Genomic DNA, 16,528 nt, shown 5'->3' on the forward strand with positions numbered 1-16,528 from the left:
AATGGATATGACCATCAATCAATACCTTTTTTTTAAACACAGGCTAAGGCTGGCCTGCTGTCTTTTCTGTCTGCTGCTTGCCGGTATAGGGCAGCCATTGCGCGCGCAGGAATGGGGAGTAGCAAAAAGCCCGCAGATAGTTACACTTACCGGGGCTGGGCTTGCTGCTAATGCTCCGCTGTTACAACAGTATACCGGGGTAGAAAAGCATTCCACCAGAAACCTGGTAATGCTTTCTCTGATAGAGGAAACCAATGCCTATATACCAGATAATTTCACGGTAAGCGTGAATGTGGAGGTTACTTATAAAGATGGCTCCGGAAACAATATTCTGTTGCCCGCAAAAACACTTGCTGTTTCTTATAGCAAGGCATCGGGTACGCAGTTCAATGCCAAAAGCTACCTCAGTTTTGAGAATCTGGACTATGTAAACGTGGTTGTAAAAAGCGTAACGCCTTCCCCTGCCACACTCTCTAATGGTGTAAGCGTGCTGAGTCTGGTACGGCTGGATAATGAAATGCGCGTTACCAGTTATTACAATCTTGTAACCACTAATAAGCCTAAGTTTGAATCTTTTACGGAATCTTCAGGCGAGCTAAAGGTTGAATGGTCTATACCGCTGAATACGGGTGAAAACGGGTCGCAGCTGGAATGGACCTGGCTGGAAAATCAGTTTGAAGACAGCTACAAAAAGAATGGGGTGCTGGACAGCAGTCTGGTGTTCCGGAACAACGCTACCCGAATAGATCTGCCGGTAAACACCCTGAAATATGCCATACCACTTTTATATAATGGAGTAGGTAAGCTTTTTTACCGCGTACGGGCTGTAAATAACAAAGCAGGCAGAAGGGAAGATGGAGCATGGTCGTTCGTGAAAACCCACAGCTATAATGGCCATGGCGATAGTTTAAACTGGCAGGCTACTACCTCATTTGCTGAGGAAGGCAAGCGTAAATCGGTAGTACAATATTATGATGGATCGCTGCGGGGCAGACAAACGGTTACAAAAGATAATGTAAACAACAATGTAATCAGCGCCGAAACTTTTTACGATGGTGCGGGGCGCCCGGCGGTGCAGATACTACCGGTACCGGGTATTAACAAGGCTATAGCTTATACCAGAAACCTGAACCTGTTTAACAATCAGTCTGAAAGTAAAGATCCGGCTGAGTTGTTCGATCTTACTACCGGCAGCACACCCTCCAGCGTTACACCGGGATTGAATGCCGCTGCCAGTGCTGCATCAAAATATTACAGTGTATTAAACACCACCGGCTCCAGGCAGTTGCCGGATGCGGAGGAATACCCTTACACCGTTACCCGTTACACACCGGATAACACCGGCCGCATACAGGCGCAAAGCGGTGTAGGCAAAGCCTTCAGAATGGGCAGCGGGCACGAAACCAAATATTATTATGGTACACCCGCCCAGGAAGAGCTGGATGGGCTGTTTGGTACAGAGGCAGGTATTTTCAGTCACTATTTTAAAAACATGGTGCGCGATGCCAATGGGCAAATGAGCGTGAGTTATGTAGACATGCATGGCCGTACCGTAGCCACCGCACTTGCCGGAGAAGCACCTGAAAACACCACTGCATTAAACCTTACCCAGGCCGATTACCCCAACCAGGCAGGTACGCTTATTACGCGAAACTTACTCAATGCTGCTACCAATACGGTAAAGAATAACAGTGTTGAATCGGTTAACAGTATTCTGGTACCGGCAGCAGGTAATTATAATTTCAGCTACAATCTGTCGCCCCAGTCGCTGTTACTTGCAGCCTGCCCCGTATACGGTTCTACTCCGTTGAGCTACGACTGCATGTACAACCTGGAAATTGCCATTACCGATGAATCGGGCGATGCGCCGCCGGTAATAAGAACGTTCAACAATATACAGGCTACATTAGATGATAACCCTAATACCACAGCACCCGGGCTGGTGAATATTGCGTTTATGCAACGGCTGGAGCCGGGTTCCTATTCCATTCGTAAAACGCTTACACTCAGCGATAGTACAATGCGTAAATACCAGGCACTGTACCTGCAAAAAGCGTTGTGTAAAAATGAACAGCAACTGATTGACTCTGTGTTTGCGGTTATGCAAAACATTTCCGGCTGTAACGTTAGCAAGCCTGCTGTTACCTGCCAGGCATGTTTAGACTCGCTGGGAACCTTTACCCAATATAAACAGAAATATATAAGAGAATATGATGGGGCCCTGCCATCCGATTCACTGATACGGGTGGCATACAGCAGCGATTCTGCATCCTGCAGGCAGTTATGCGCAAACGTATCGCAGAAACTGAATATCATACGCAGCATCATGCTCAGCGATATGATTCCTTATTCGGGGCAGTATGCAGTTAAAAACCAGCCTGCAGGCCCCGATGTTTCCATGTATAACCGGTACAATATTTTCTCCTCCGTTGGCAAGCCTCAACCGTTTTACAAACTGCCGGTGAATGCGCAGGGCGATTCTTCATTTTATATGGATGTTGCCGGTGTAAGAGACAACACCATTCATCCCAATGCAAATGCGCGTTACACCTTGTTGGCTACTATGCCAGATTCGGTATTTGCAGAGCGTTTTACCTATAGCTGGGCCAACGCTTTACTGTACTACCATCCGGAATATCCTAAACTGCGTAAAGCAGAAGAATTTTTGAAGCCTGCATATGACTGGATAGATGAGTTTAATTCTATTACCAGTTACGATATAGCTGTGAACAGGGGCTTTGCACTCAATGCTGCCAGCTTTGGTACCATTGCCACCGATCCGTTTTTCCGGGTAGTCAATACCGGAAAAAGTAAAGCGGCAATGAATCAAAAGGTAACCGATAGGGGGTACTATACCGGCAGTCTGTGGCAATCGGCCTACAGCGCCATAATGTGTAGTTCCTATACGGATACAGCAGGCCGCAACAGCTGCTTCCGTAATGCAGGCGTTGCTCCAACTATGACCACCTTAACTTCCGCAGAAAAAGATGCTGTATGGAGTACCTTCAAAGGGTTATACAGCGCTGTGCGCGATTCTATGGTAAACGTGTGGCTGGATAGTGCTGCACCTGTAACCAACGCTGCTACCCTTATTCACGAAAAGTACACCCTGCGGTTTGCCAGTGAATCGAATCTGGTGCTGCAAAACAACTGGCAAAGCTGGTTGCCGGCTACCCATGGGGCCGCACCAGCTATTAACCTGCAGGATTCGGTTAAGAAGTTTTATAATAGCCAGTGCGAGGGATATATAGAGCAATGGAAGGCACACCTGCTGCAGAGCAAAGCAGTAAATGCCCTTACCCTTACCAACCAGCAGGCATTTTTAAAAGAAGTAACCGATAGCATGCTGATGGTATGCCAGCGGGGTACTGACGCCGCTAACCCTTATGGCGCTTCTACGGTAGCGCCGGGCACGCCAAACGATGGGGCTGCCCGCTCATTTGAGGCGGTGATTAAAAAAGCGCTGCTGAAATACGGAATAACAACACCGGATTTGTTTGGTAACCCTTATTCCATCGACTATCCGCGTGCATACGGTCAGGGGCCGGTAATAACAAAAACGTATACTACTACAGTAGATACCTGTACCTGCAATATGTTTCAGAAGTTGTTACAGGCCAATGGCAATCCATCTACTTTAAAAGCGCTGAACGATTCATTACGTAAGAAAAATTACGGCGATACTATATCTGTTGCATTGTATGCAGGATTACAGCATTGCGGCCAATTGAAGAGTACCTGCCCCGAATGTCCTTCCTGCCGTGTAGACCCTACGGCAGCAGCAGCTGTACCCGGTAATGGATGCAGAGATACCAGTATAGCCTATCCGTTGGGTGGGCAGGTGCCACTTCCTGAGTTTTTGAAGTGCGGCTACCTAAAAACAGCCAGCTGTGTTACCTGTGGCGAATTGCAGGCATTGAAAACAGAATTTCAGAACTATTTTACTACTGCACCTTACAAAGATGCGCCTTATGTAACGGGCGATATAGACAGCACAAAAGCCGCGTGTAATGAGCTGTTTGCCAGGTTTGTAAATTACCGTACCGGCTTTGAATACAAATGGCGGGAATATGCCGGTGCAGCCAAAGCTGCACCTTGTCCGTTGGCGGCCAGTGGAGATTTTGATGTAACCGCCACTGTTATTTGCCGCGCTACCCTGCCGTTAAACGATACTGCCGGCGTGTTTTTGCCACAGTCACCCTGCCAGCAAACGCTTAACCAGGCAACAGCTATGGCAGCCACCATTTATGCTGCCCGCACCGAAAAGCTGCTGGCCGATTTTGAAGCTGCTTACCGTGCCCGTTGCCTGGCCACCCGCACTCAGGAGCAGTTTACGGTAGCAGACACGGTAAAAGAATATCATTATACACTGTATTATTATGATATGGCGGGTAACCTGGTTAAAACGGTGCCACCCAAAGGCGTAAAACCCGATTTTAGCGCAGCAGCGGTCAGCCGGATTGCTACTGCCCGGGCAGCCGGTACTAAAAAAGTGCCCGGCCATACTTTTGTAACCCGTTACAACTACAACAGTTTAAACCAGGTAGTAACGCAAAAAACACCGGATGCCGGTAAGTCTGCTTTCTGGTACGACCGCCTGGGGCGTTTGGCCGTAAGCCAGAATGCACAGCAGTTTTATACCGGTAACCAATACAGTTATACACGTTATGATAGCCTGGGCCGTATTACCGAGGTGGGGCAAAAGGTAAATGCCACAGCCATGTCGCAGTCCACCAGCCAGAACGCTGTAGCGCTGGAAAACTGGCTCATAACTACCGGTGGCACCCGTTCGCAGATAACCGGTACGGTGTACGATCTGGATCAGACAGCCTCCAACGCATACCTGAGCAGCTATCTGCAAAACCAGCACAACCTGCGTAACCGGGTAAGCTATACTTATACCCGTAAGCTGAGTACCGATGTTGCGGATTATAACGCCACTTATTACAGTTACGATGTACACGGAAATGTAGATACATTGTTGCAGAATTACAGCGGTGTATATGATAACAATGCAGACGGCTACAAACTGATTGCCTATCAGTATGATTTAATCAGTGGAAAGGTAAACGGCGTTCAGTACCAGCCCAAACGAAGCGATGCGTTTTATCACCGTTATGAATACGATGCCGAAAACCGTATTACAGAAGTATTTACCAGCCGTGATAGTTTGATATGGGACCGGGAGGCAGCTTATCAGTATTACGAACATGGCCCGCTGGCCCGTACCATACTGGGGCAACAGCAGGTGCAGGGGGTAGATTATACCTACACCTTACAAGGCTGGCTGAAAGGGATTAACAACAATGTAAGTGCTACTGGCTGTATCGGGGGCACCGCACCGGAAAGTCTGGTAGTCTCTTCCCGTATTATTAACCAGCCGCCGCAATATGTGGCCCGTGGCACCATCGAATTTACAGAAGGATTTGAATCGCCGGATAACGATGAGTTCGATACCCATCTGGATGCCAGCCTGGCCGTTTGCCGTAGTGGTGGAAACGCTGGCGGGCTGCTTTCAGAAGCAGAACCTGCCACGGTAGCCGGTGATGCCTATGGGTTCAGTTTACATTATTACCCCGGTGATTACCGTGCCATTGCTGCACCTTCCGGTGCAACCGGTATACTGGATGCCCTGGGTGCCAATGCCTCCCCATTGTATAATGGTAACATAGCTGCAATGGCTGTAAGTGTGCCGCAGTTGGGTGATGCCAAAGTATACAATTACCGCTACGATCAGCTGAACAGGCTATTGCGCATGAACGTGTTTAATGGTCTTAATACCGCCACAGGCACATTCAGCCCCATTAGTACAGAAGACTACAAAGAGCATATTGCCTACGACCCTAATAGTAACATTACCAGCTATCTGCGTAACGGTTACCGCACCAGCAGCGGGCAAACAGAGAACATGGATAAGCTGCGCTACAACTATGGTTCTGGTACAAACCGGTTGAATTATGTATATGATAGCGTACCAACCACCACATTGTATACCACCGACCTGGAAAGCCAGGCTGCTGGTAACTATGCGTATGACTCCATTGGTAATCTGGTAAAAGATGTCAGCGCTGGATTAGATAACATACAGTGGACGGTATATGGAAAAATTGACAATATTAAAAAGGGCAATAATTTCATATATTACAGTTACGATGCTGCTGGTAACCGCGTAAGCAAAATTGCCGATGGAAAAACCACCTTGTATGTAAGAGATGCCTCTGGCAATGTAATGGCAGTGTATGAAAAAGCAGGTACCGGAGCGTTTCTTCAAACAGAAACCCATTTGTACGGTAGCAGCCGCCTGGGGCTGCAAAAGCAGCTTACCGTTGCCAAGCAGGAAATACCCATGGCGGGCGGAATTGCATACGGTGCTTTACGTACCTTTACGAGAGGAGAGAAGCTCTTTGAATTAAGCAACCATTTAGGGAATGTGCTGGCTACAGTGTCGGATAGAAGAGTGCAGGTGGGAAGTGGTAGCACATTAAGTAGTTATACTGCTGATGTGGTGAGTGCGCAGGATTATTATCCGTTTGGGATGTTGCAGCCTGGAAGAAGTTATAACGCTGGTGGGTATAGATATGGGTTTAATGGGAAGGAGAATGATAATGAGGTGAAGGGTGAGGGAAATAATGTTGATTTTGGTGCAAGGATCTATGATTCAAGGGTTGGTAGATGGTTTAGTGTAGATAAAATAATTAAACCTGCTTTTTCATCTTATCAATTTGCTAAAGGAAATCCTGCTAACTATATAGATCCAGATGGTAATGACGAAATTCATTTTTATTACAATATTCAGGATAATTTAGATGCAAGTGGTAAAAGCTTTACAACTATCACTATTTCTACTCAGATTATTGAAAATGGTGACAGAAACCATACGTTTTTTGTGCATAATCAGGCTCTTGGTGGATTAGTTGATGGGGTTCAAATCAAGCCTTTTATGAAGGGGACGAATTTGCCTAATCAGTCCTCTTTCAATGCCTCGGAAAATAAGTTGCCTCTTGCCTCTGTTACCAAATATTTATTTGGATTGGGAAGAAATCAGACTGATGATTACGAATATCTAGGAAGTCTTTTGCAGGTTGATCCTACGATTCTTGAACATTATAAAGGTGATAATCAATGGTCCATGGCATTTAATGGAGCAAGGGCACAGTCTAAAACTGCAGAAATTGGCAAAAAGCTGGTTGGTGTTTCTGAAACTGTTTTTGCATTGATTGACGGATACTACGCATTAAAAGGATTAACTCCTGTGTGGAGCCTAATTGGTGGAGGATATAAGACAGCAGGATTCGGTTCATTTGAGGCAATAAAGTCAGGAAAATTTATTGGTGAATTTGGTAAATGTGTCGAGTATGCCAAAGCATTTATACAAGATTTTGGTAAAATCATAAAAAAAGCTGGTGGTAATGCTGAAGTATTTGAAATGAATATAGGAAAAGATAATTACATTGGGTTCCCACGGCAAAGCTTATCTGACAATGGCCTTCATAGGTATATTGAGGTAACGGTAGGCGAGGAAGTTAGGATATACGACAATTTTCATCCTAATGGAATCTTAAAGGCCGATTATATGAGGGATGTTGAAGGCTTTATTTTTACCAGTAAAGGTCAGGTTAGGGTGAGTGGAGAAGAACTTATGAAGAATGCAAAAAAAGTTAACTGATATTATGAATGAAGATTTTGAAAGGTTTATAAATTTCATACAGGCTGTAGTTGAAAGGCCGGGAATGTTTTTTGTAAACAACGTTGAAGATTTTAGCTTAGTAATACTAGGTTATAGGGCTGCTTGTTCCAATCATTCCCAAAGCTACGAGGCAGTAAATGATTTTTTTAATAACTTCAAAGGGTTTATAAACAAACATTATGGAATGAGTGAGGATTTGGACTGGGCTAGGTTAATTAGATTTCACTGTGTGAATGATTTTACAACTTTGGAATTTTTGAAACGCAAGCTAAATGAATTTATAGCTGGCATGGTGTAGTATAAAGAACGTCACCTGAATGAATAAAACAAACAAAGCCATTCCGTAATTGGGATGGCTTGTTTGTATATTAGCCCTGCCTCAAAAATAAAAACGCTGTATAGAAGGAGCTATTTAGAAAGGCTTGGCATTTTATTTCTCCTTTACACAGGGGAAATCTCTGGATTGCTAGTGCTTATCATAAGATCGGATTGTTATTTTTGGAACAGCTAATGAATAACCCTGCTTCAAAATAAAAGCACGTAAATGAGGGGGGCTTAGTTTTACACCTCCCATTCAACAATCAGCATAGCGTCTCCATTACTTTTGAAAAGCTTGCCACCAGGCTTTGTTCTTTTGTTACATTGCCGTATATGCCAGCAAAACTGCGTATAACGATAGCCATCAGGATGCTGCAGAAGATACTCCTGGTGCAAAGCTCCGAGGGTACAGCCGGGCTTTAGTAATTCTTTTTCAAAGTGATTGAAGTGACCTGCCAGTGCTTCATAGCGCTCTTTTTCTGTCTGGCTGTCTTCGGTAAACAGTTCTGCCAGATCTGCATCTTCCAGCTGTAATAATACTTCGCATGTCAGTTCAAGGCTTTTAAAACGTGCCATGTAACTGTCTACGGTCTTGCGGTTGACCTTAACGTAGTCAGCTATTTTACGGTTGCTCCAGCCTTTCTGTTTCAAAGAGATTAACGTACGTACTTCCATGATATTGATTCTTTGACCCACCATGTACCACTTTATTTTGTGGATACAAGGCTATTACAATCATAGAAAGTGGCCCAATGACCTCCGTTTTGACTTAACGGGGCCAGCGGTCTGGCCCGGTGACCTCCGTTTTTGGTGGCAGGGATCTTTATTTTGGCCCAGCGACCTCCGTTTTAAAAGAGGGATTCAGCAGTTGGCCCAATGGCTCCGTTATCGTTGGCCCGGTATACTCCGTATAAGCTGGCCCAATGACTTCCGTTTTAGACATCGGTATTTACTTTCAGCCTGTTTTCCTGCAAATTTATCGGGGATGGCATTTGGACGCCATTATTGATATAATGATATACTGGGACAGGGAAGGCTTTAGAAAAGGTTAATAAAAATATTATGAGTTTTAAAAAAGTTCCCAAAAAACCATGAAAATAGAAGAACGAAAACTGATTTTAGAGTTATCTCTTCATCAAATAAGTGAAAAGTTTTTTTTGAAAAATACCCGATAGGTCTTCATGAAATGCCAATTTATATCTTAACCGAATTGGAAAAAGCGTATGATGAAAAAAGTGCTGATGGAATTGAATATGCGTTGTTGTTAGGCTTCATATTCCAATTGTTTAGTGCTAAATATGTAGGCATTTTGTGTCGATTACTCGGCGAAGATTGGCATTTTAAGCACGAGGATATTGTCTTAATACTGCAAGATTTAAAATCAATAGATAGTGTGGGGGCTCTCTATAATGCAGTTTTTTTAAAGTTGGAATATTTAAATTATGATGAGTCATATTCGCTAGCGCGGAAGTGCATACATGCTTTGGGTACAATTGATTCTGATCTTGCTCAAATTAAATTTACTGGCTAGTTCAAAGATTCCTATAATCAGCGAAAAAGCAAAAAAGCAATTGAAGTAATGGGTAATGTACAAAACGTTACCTGATTAAATAAAACAAATAAGCCATTCCTTAATTGGGATGGCTTGGCCTTTGGATAGCGCAGGCGGTAGTGTACGGAACGTCACCTGCGTGATTAATAAATTCGTAAATGAGCTGAAAATCAATCAGCTCATTTTTTTTGCTGTTACAATAATGGCATACCTTAATGTGTTTTATAGATTGTTGGACCGGGAAGCCTGTTTTTATTGAGTTTTAAAAACCTTCGTGTACACTTTGTCACCTGCCCATGTTAACATGTAAATATTGTCGGGGAGTTTGCATAAAAAAGGGATGGTATAAGACTATTCAGAAATATCGTTGCCTGGAATGCGGGAAATACCAACGTAATCGCTATAGCACTAACAGATATACTTTAGATACATAAGGTCTTTTTAGGAAAAGATGCCTCGGGTTCAAGTCTGTAGCAGGACAATTTGCATTTTATAGCGCTGCAGCTTTTTCTGAAACCGGCCCAGCGGCTCTTTTGGCTGGTGCAGTTGGAGGACCTATTGGGTATTTCGTAGGAGAAACAACAGTAGAGTCTATACATGAAATGATTTTTATAAAACAGCGCTAATATGAATAATGAAATAAAAGTGTTACTTCTTTATCTATCTGCTCAGGGTAGAGAAGTGTATGTGAATGATATTTTGAACGGACATCATGCTATGGACTCGGAAGATTACGAGGTAGAAAATTTCTGGAATTCATTTGGGGGTATTGAAATTGTTATAGATGAATACTGCACAATATTGCATGTGTCTGACTTTGAGTTTTTAATAAAAGTTACCAACTTCTTACTTAATTCTCTTTATTGGTTAAAGGGAGGGCAGTGTGACTGGTTTGATCAAGTCGACTCAAATGGTCTCTTTTTGAAGACAACTGCGGGGCGTTCTATTCTTTTGCAAAGAAAAGACGAACAAGAAATCCGTCTTTCATTTTACCCTGTTAGTGATGGTTATGTTAAAAAACGTAGAGATAAGTTTTTTAGTGAAATTTCGATTAATGAGCAAAGTTGGATTAATTCTGTGCAGATTGCATTGCAAGAGTATTTTACTCTTTTTGAAGAATGCTTGATATATAATAAAAATGATACGTATTCTCGATATTTGGAAATATGGGATGCTATTAGGGGAGCAGGATAGTGTACACTGCAACGTCTACACCATTTTTAAAGGGTATTGAGAAGATTCGGTAAAGGATTTGGGTAGTGTACAGAACGTCACCTGAATGAAAAAACAAACAAAACCATTCCGTAATTGGGATGGCTTTGTCTTTGGTAGGGGCATGTTAAGAATAGAGAGGGCGGGGAGCCCTTTTTTTATTTCTTGGGTGCGGGTATAAAACTATTCAGAAGCATCGTTGTGTAGTCTAAGCAGTAGGGGCAGCGAATTTACTTGTCTGCAGTACTTATACTGCGTCCATGGAATAGACTATATATAACTGGCCGAATGCTTACTTGCTACTGGTAAATAATTGAAAACAGATGGTGGGAAAAGCAAACAGCAGCATTTGTCTTGAGCAATTTATAAAACAAGCGTAGGTAACAGGCAAGAATAAGAAGAGGAAACTTATCGTGGCTTCTATTGGGAATCCTTCGCTTCCCCACAGTATACCACCCCCGCCAGCTATCCATGTTTTGCGCTAACTTCACCCTATGAACAAAGAAGCTATGGAGTTAGGCATCAGTACCTTTGGTGAGGTTACCCCCGACGGGCTTTCCGGTAATGCCATTAACGCTCATCTGCGTATGCAGGAGCTGATAGCAGAGGCAAAATTGGCCGATGAGGTGGGGTTGGATGTATTTGCGCTGGGCGAGCATCACCGCCCGGATTATGTTATCTCTGCACCTGAAGTAGCACTGGCAGCTATTGCCGCGGTTACCAAACATATAAAATTGTCCAGTTCGGTTACCGTACTCAGTTCGGCCGATCCGGTACGTACGTATCAGAATTTTGCTACGTTAGATCTGGTGTCTAACGGGCGGGCGGAGATAATGGCGGGCAGGGGCTCGTTTATTGAATCGTTTCCGTTGTTTGGCTATCACCTGAACGAGTATGATGAACTGTTTACGGAGAAGCTGGATATGCTGTTGCAGATTATTAAGGAAGAAAAGATTTCCTGGAAGGGGCAGTTTCGTGCTCCTTTACACAACCAGGGTATTTACCCCCGCACCCTGCAGGATCAGTTGCCGGTATGGATTGCCGTAGGCGGCACGCCTGCATCGGCAGTAAGGGCGGGTACGCTTAACCTGCCTATGACGGTGGCTATGCTGGGCGGTAAGCCTGCGCAGTTTGTGCCTTTTATTGAGTTGTTTCGCAATGCGGCGGAAAAAGCAGGGCATAACGTAGAGTTATTGCAGCTGGCAGCTAACGGGCATATGTATATTGCGGAAGATGCAGAGCAGGCGGCAGATGAGTTCTGGCCTACCTATAGCAAAATGATGAACCGTATTGGGAAAGAAAGAGGCTGGCAGCCTATTACCCGGGAACAATATGAATACATGCGTTTGCCGGATGGGCCTTTGTTTGTAGGTAGTCCGCAACAGATTGTTGATAAGATATTGTATGTACATGGGCTGTTTAAAAACACCCGTTTTCTGGCGCAGACTATTGCAGGGGATATTCCGCACGAAAAGCTGCTGCGGTCTATTGAGTTGTTTGGTAAGGAGGTGGCTCCGGCAGTAAGAAGCGCTACGGCATAAGCTATAAAAAGAAAGTCCGGCACCAGTGCCGGACTTTTCATTGGGCTTCAGACCCTTTCCCCTACGATATTGTTAAAGGCACCCACCGGCTGCAACGCAGGTTCTCCGGGGGCTACGCCTGAAACAATAAAACCGGTAAGATCTTTATTCAGAATATCCTTGTTGGTAAAAAACAATCCATGCGGCTCGCCGGCGTATACCACATACTGCGCATCCGGCAGCAGGTTGGCAGTACAGTTTCCACTGGCTTCAATAGGCACTGTTTTATCGTTATCTCCATGTATAATCAGAGTAGGCACGTTAATGGCTTTTATATCCTGCCTGAAATCGGTAGTGGAAAATGAAATGGCGCATTGTTGTGTAGCAATGGGCGAAGCCAGTGCTGCCAGTGTGCGGTAGTGCTCCAGCATAGGGGTGCTTACGGGATGGTTCAGCAACGTTACGCCAAAGAACTTTTTGCCAAAGTCGTCCAGAAAATTAATGCGGTCTTTTTTCATTTCGTCCAGCATTTCGTCAAATACTGCTTTATTTACTCCGTCGGGGTTATCGGCCGTTTTCAGCATATAGGGGGTAACAGCGCTTATCAGTACGGCTTTGGCTATGCGTTCGCCGCCGTATTTGCCAAAATACCGGGCTACTTCGCCACCGCCCATAGAAAAGCCAACCAATACCACGTTCTGCAGGTCCAGTTGTGTAATAAGGGCATATAAATCACTGGTAAGTGTATCATAGTCGTAACCGGTAAGCGGACGGGACGATTTACCAAAACCTCTTCTGTCGTAGGTAATGCAACGGAAACCTTCTTTTACCAACTCCGTTACCTGGTATTCCCACATATCGCCACACAGCGGCCATCCATGTATAAACACAATGGGCTGCCCGGTGCCTAAATCTTCATAATGTATATGTACTTCTTCTTTTTCTACAGGACTGATGATTTTAATAAAGCTCATAACAAATTGGTTTTATGTGTTACGGATAAATATGCTGCAAGCGCTTAAAAAAGCATACCAGGGCAAACAGTTACAGCATTCAAACGCCAAACGCATCAAAATGTCAACAGTGGGTAAGGGTTGGGGTTTAAATGGGGCATCAACAGCTTAAATAATACGGCGATTGGTTAACAATGTATCAGTATACAAAGCGGTTGCCTTCTATTTTTGATACACTAAAAACAAGCTGCCGGTATGAAGCTGTTACGAACAGGTAAAAAATGGAAAAACACAGGCATGGCGCTGCTGCTGGGCATGGTTACCGGTAATATGGCGTATGCGCAGGGTAATAATTATGTACAGGATTATACCAAATATCCGGGGCTGGCTTTAACGCCGCCAATGGGCTGGAACAGCTGGAACAAGTTTGCCTGCAATGTAAGTGAAGACCTGATTAAACAAATGGCCGATGCCATGGTGGCTTCTGGTATGAAGGAAGCTGGTTATACCTATATTAATATTGATGACTGCTGGCATGGCGATAGAGACAGCCTGGGTTTTATTCATCCGGATGCTAAACGTTTCCCATCTGGTATGAAGGCGCTGGCTGATTATATACATGCAAAGGGGTTAAAGCTGGGTGTGTATTCCGATGCGGGCTCGCAAACCTGCGGTGGCCGCCCCGGCAGCAGGGGGTACGAGTTTCAGGATGCGCTTACCTATGCTTCCTGGGGTGTGGATTACCTGAAATACGATTGGTGTAATACCGAAGGGCTGAAAGCAGAAGGTGCTTATAAAACCATTACTGCTGCGTTGAAAAGGGCAGGCCGCCCGGTGGTGCTGAGTATTTGTGAATGGGGTAACGATCAGCCCTGGGCCTGGGGGCAAAACGTAGGGCACCTGTGGCGTACCACCGGAGATATTTATAATTGTTTTGATTGTATAGAAGACCATGGCACCTGGAAGTCGTTTGGGGTAATGCAGATACTGGATAAGCAGGAAGGATTGCGTAAGTATGCCGGCCCCGGCCACTGGAACGATCCTGATATGCTGGAGATTGGTAACGGAGCGTTAACACCGGGTGAAGACCGCGCGCATTTTACTATGTGGGCTATGCTGGCTGCACCACTGATTGCAGGTAATGATCTGCGTAGCATGTCAGCTGCTACCCGTGAGGTACTTACCAATAAAGCGGTAATAGCTATCAGTCAGGATACGATGGGCGTACAGGGCTTTCGCGGTGTTAAAAAAGACAGTCTCGAAATCTGGTTCCGGCCGTTAAGCAAAGGGGAGTGGGCGGTATGTTTTTTAAACCGTTCAAAACTGCCGGCAACGGTAGATTACCATTGGAAACAGAGGCCTGTAAAAGACCCGGACTTTGGGTATGAACTAAATGCCGCAGCCACTGGCTATACATTATACAATGTATGGACAAAGAAGCTGCAAGGCAGCACTGCGCAAACATTACATGCAGTAATTCCGCCGCGCGATGTGCTGGTATTCCGGCTTCAACCCTAAAATTATAAGCATCAGGAAAGTGCAAGGGTAGAGGAATGGCGCTCCTTTTTAACGGGGCGCTTTTTTATTGGTGGTGGGGTGGCGGGGTATTACATTTGTAGTGTTGCTCACGTAAACCAACGACATGAAAAAACTCTACCTCGCTATCGTTTTGCTTGCCCCTGCTTCTCTGTTATTTTCCCAATCGGCTCCCATACAAATAACCACAGCCACCGGCATGGTGGAAGGTGTGCGGGAGAAGAGCGGCATCCGCTCATTCAAAGGCATTCCCTTTGCTGCGCCGCCTGTAGGCAAACTGCGGTGGAAAGCGCCGCAACCTGTAAAACCCTGGGCAGGTATACGCAAAGCCGGCCATTTTGAAGCAAAGCCTATGCAGGCCAATGTATTTGGCGACATGAATTCCCGTTCTGAGGGTATGAGTGAAGATTGTTTATACCTGAACGTGTGGGCGCCTGCGGGTAAAGGGCCTTATCCGGTGCTGGTATACTTTTACGGTGGTGGATTTATTGCCGGCGATGCCTCGGAACCCCGGTACGATGGCGAAAGCATGGCACAGCATGGTATAGTAGCAGTTACCGTTAATTACCGGCTGGGTGTGTTTGGTTTTCTGGCCCATGCTGAGCTGAGTGCGGAAGCGCCTTACAAGGCATCGGGTAATTACGGGTTGTTAGACCAGGCTGCTGCACTGCAATGGGTTAAAAAAAACATCAATGTATTTGGCGGCGATGCCGCTAAAATTACCATAGCCGGCGAGTCTGCCGGTTCTATTTCTGTAAGTGCGCAAATGGCTTCTCCCTTATCTAAAAATCTGCTGGCAGGCGCTATTGGCGAAAGTGGTTCTATACTGGGGGCTTTATCTGCTGTGCCTTTGCAGCAGGGCGAAGATGCGGGCAAACAGTTTGCGCAAAGCGCAGGCGTTACCTCGTTAACGGCTTTGCGTAATATGTGTGCAGATTCGTTGCTGAACGTTTCTATGAAGTTTGGCCCTTATCGTTTTTCTCCTACTATAGATGGCTATTTTTTTCCGGAAAATCCTTTTGCTATTTATGCCTCCGGCAAGCAGGCACAGGTGCCGCTGCTGGCGGGGTGGAATAATGAAGAAATGAATTACCGCATGGTACTGGGTAACGAAAAGCCCAACGTGGCTGCCTATAAGCAGGCATTGCAGCGTTTATACGGCGCAGAAGCAGACAACGCTTTTCTGCATTATCCGGCAGCTGACGATGCTGCGGTAGAAGCAGCAGCTACGGCACTGGCGGGCGATCGCTTTATTGCGTGGAGTACCTGGAAGTGGGTGGATGTACACAGTAAAACAGCGCAGAAACCGGTGTATCGTTATTACTACGCAAAACCACGCCCGGCTATGACGCCCGAAATGGGCAATGCTACACCAGGCCTGGCGGGAGGTGTACAGAAGGCAACCGCGGCGGCTAAACCACCTGCTGCTACCGGGGCCGTTCACTCCGCAGAAATAGAATATGCTATGGGTAACCTGGCTTCTAATAAAGTATATGCATGGACGGCGGACGATTATACCGTATCGCGTACTATGCAGGCTTATTTTGTCAATTTTATCAAAACAGGTAATCCTACACCTGCTACCAGTAACTATGCCGTATGGCCTGCGGTGGTGCCGGGCAAACCCTCACCCGTAATGCACCTGAATGTACAATCGCAGGTGAAAACTGAGCCGGAGGCGCTTTTTTTACGGTATCAGTGGCTGGATAAGCAGCAGATGACGGGCAAATAAAAAATTACCCGCACCTTT

The 16,528-nt window shown here is 45.4% G+C and carries 9 protein-coding genes; 7 read left to right on the forward strand and 2 right to left on the reverse strand.

What is annotated here, in order from left to right; all coding sequences use genetic code 11:
- Positions 1 to 7: 7 nt before the first annotated feature.
- A complete protein-coding gene (locus IEY13_RS15115; RefSeq protein ID WP_188953550.1) occupies positions 8 to 7,666 on the forward strand; it encodes an RHS repeat-associated core domain-containing protein in 7,659 nt (2,552 codons plus the stop codon).
- Between the two features lie 4 nt (positions 7,667 to 7,670).
- Positions 7,671 to 7,985, forward strand: a complete 315-nt coding sequence (locus tag IEY13_RS15120) for a hypothetical protein (protein ID WP_188953552.1) — start codon at positions 7,671 to 7,673, stop codon at positions 7,983 to 7,985.
- A gap of 263 nt (positions 7,986 to 8,248) precedes the next feature.
- On the opposite strand, the gene IEY13_RS15125 is transcribed toward IEY13_RS15120, so the two are convergent.
- Positions 8,249 to 8,704, reverse strand: coding sequence for a hypothetical protein (locus IEY13_RS15125; protein WP_188953554.1), 456 nt, complete (start codon positions 8,702 to 8,704; stop codon positions 8,249 to 8,251).
- A gap of 511 nt (positions 8,705 to 9,215) precedes the next feature.
- Here IEY13_RS15125 and IEY13_RS15130 point away from each other — a divergent pair.
- From IEY13_RS15130 to IEY13_RS15140, 3 genes are all read left to right on the forward strand, one after another.
- Positions 9,216 to 9,536, forward strand: a complete 321-nt coding sequence (locus IEY13_RS15130; protein WP_188953556.1) for a hypothetical protein — start codon at positions 9,216 to 9,218, stop codon at positions 9,534 to 9,536.
- A 648-nt stretch (positions 9,537 to 10,184) separates the two neighbouring features.
- On the forward strand, positions 10,185 to 10,751 hold the full coding sequence (locus IEY13_RS15135; RefSeq protein ID WP_188953558.1) for a hypothetical protein: 567 nt from the start codon (positions 10,185 to 10,187) through the stop codon (positions 10,749 to 10,751).
- A 512-nt stretch (positions 10,752 to 11,263) separates the two neighbouring features.
- Positions 11,264 to 12,310, forward strand: a complete 1,047-nt coding sequence (locus IEY13_RS15140; RefSeq protein WP_229687877.1) for an LLM class flavin-dependent oxidoreductase — start codon at positions 11,264 to 11,266, stop codon at positions 12,308 to 12,310.
- 47 nt (positions 12,311 to 12,357) lie between these two features.
- On the opposite strand, the gene IEY13_RS15145 is transcribed toward IEY13_RS15140, so the two are convergent.
- A complete protein-coding gene (locus IEY13_RS15145; RefSeq protein WP_188953560.1) occupies positions 12,358 to 13,263 on the reverse strand; it encodes an alpha/beta fold hydrolase in 906 nt (301 codons plus the stop codon).
- A 234-nt stretch (positions 13,264 to 13,497) separates the two neighbouring features.
- Between IEY13_RS15145 and IEY13_RS15150 the strand changes: the two genes are divergently transcribed.
- Positions 13,498 to 14,760, forward strand: a complete 1,263-nt coding sequence (locus IEY13_RS15150; RefSeq protein WP_229687878.1) for a glycoside hydrolase family 27 protein — start codon at positions 13,498 to 13,500, stop codon at positions 14,758 to 14,760.
- 124 nt (positions 14,761 to 14,884) lie between these two features.
- Positions 14,885 to 16,510 (forward strand): carboxylesterase/lipase family protein, encoded by a 1,626-nt coding sequence (locus IEY13_RS15155; protein ID WP_188953562.1) that lies wholly within the window; start codon positions 14,885 to 14,887, stop codon positions 16,508 to 16,510.
- The last annotated feature ends 18 nt before the right edge of the window (positions 16,511 to 16,528 follow it).

This window comes from Filimonas zeae (assembly GCF_014641615.1).
In the GTDB taxonomy this organism is placed as follows: Bacteria; Bacteroidota; Bacteroidia; order Chitinophagales; family Chitinophagaceae; genus Filimonas; species Filimonas zeae.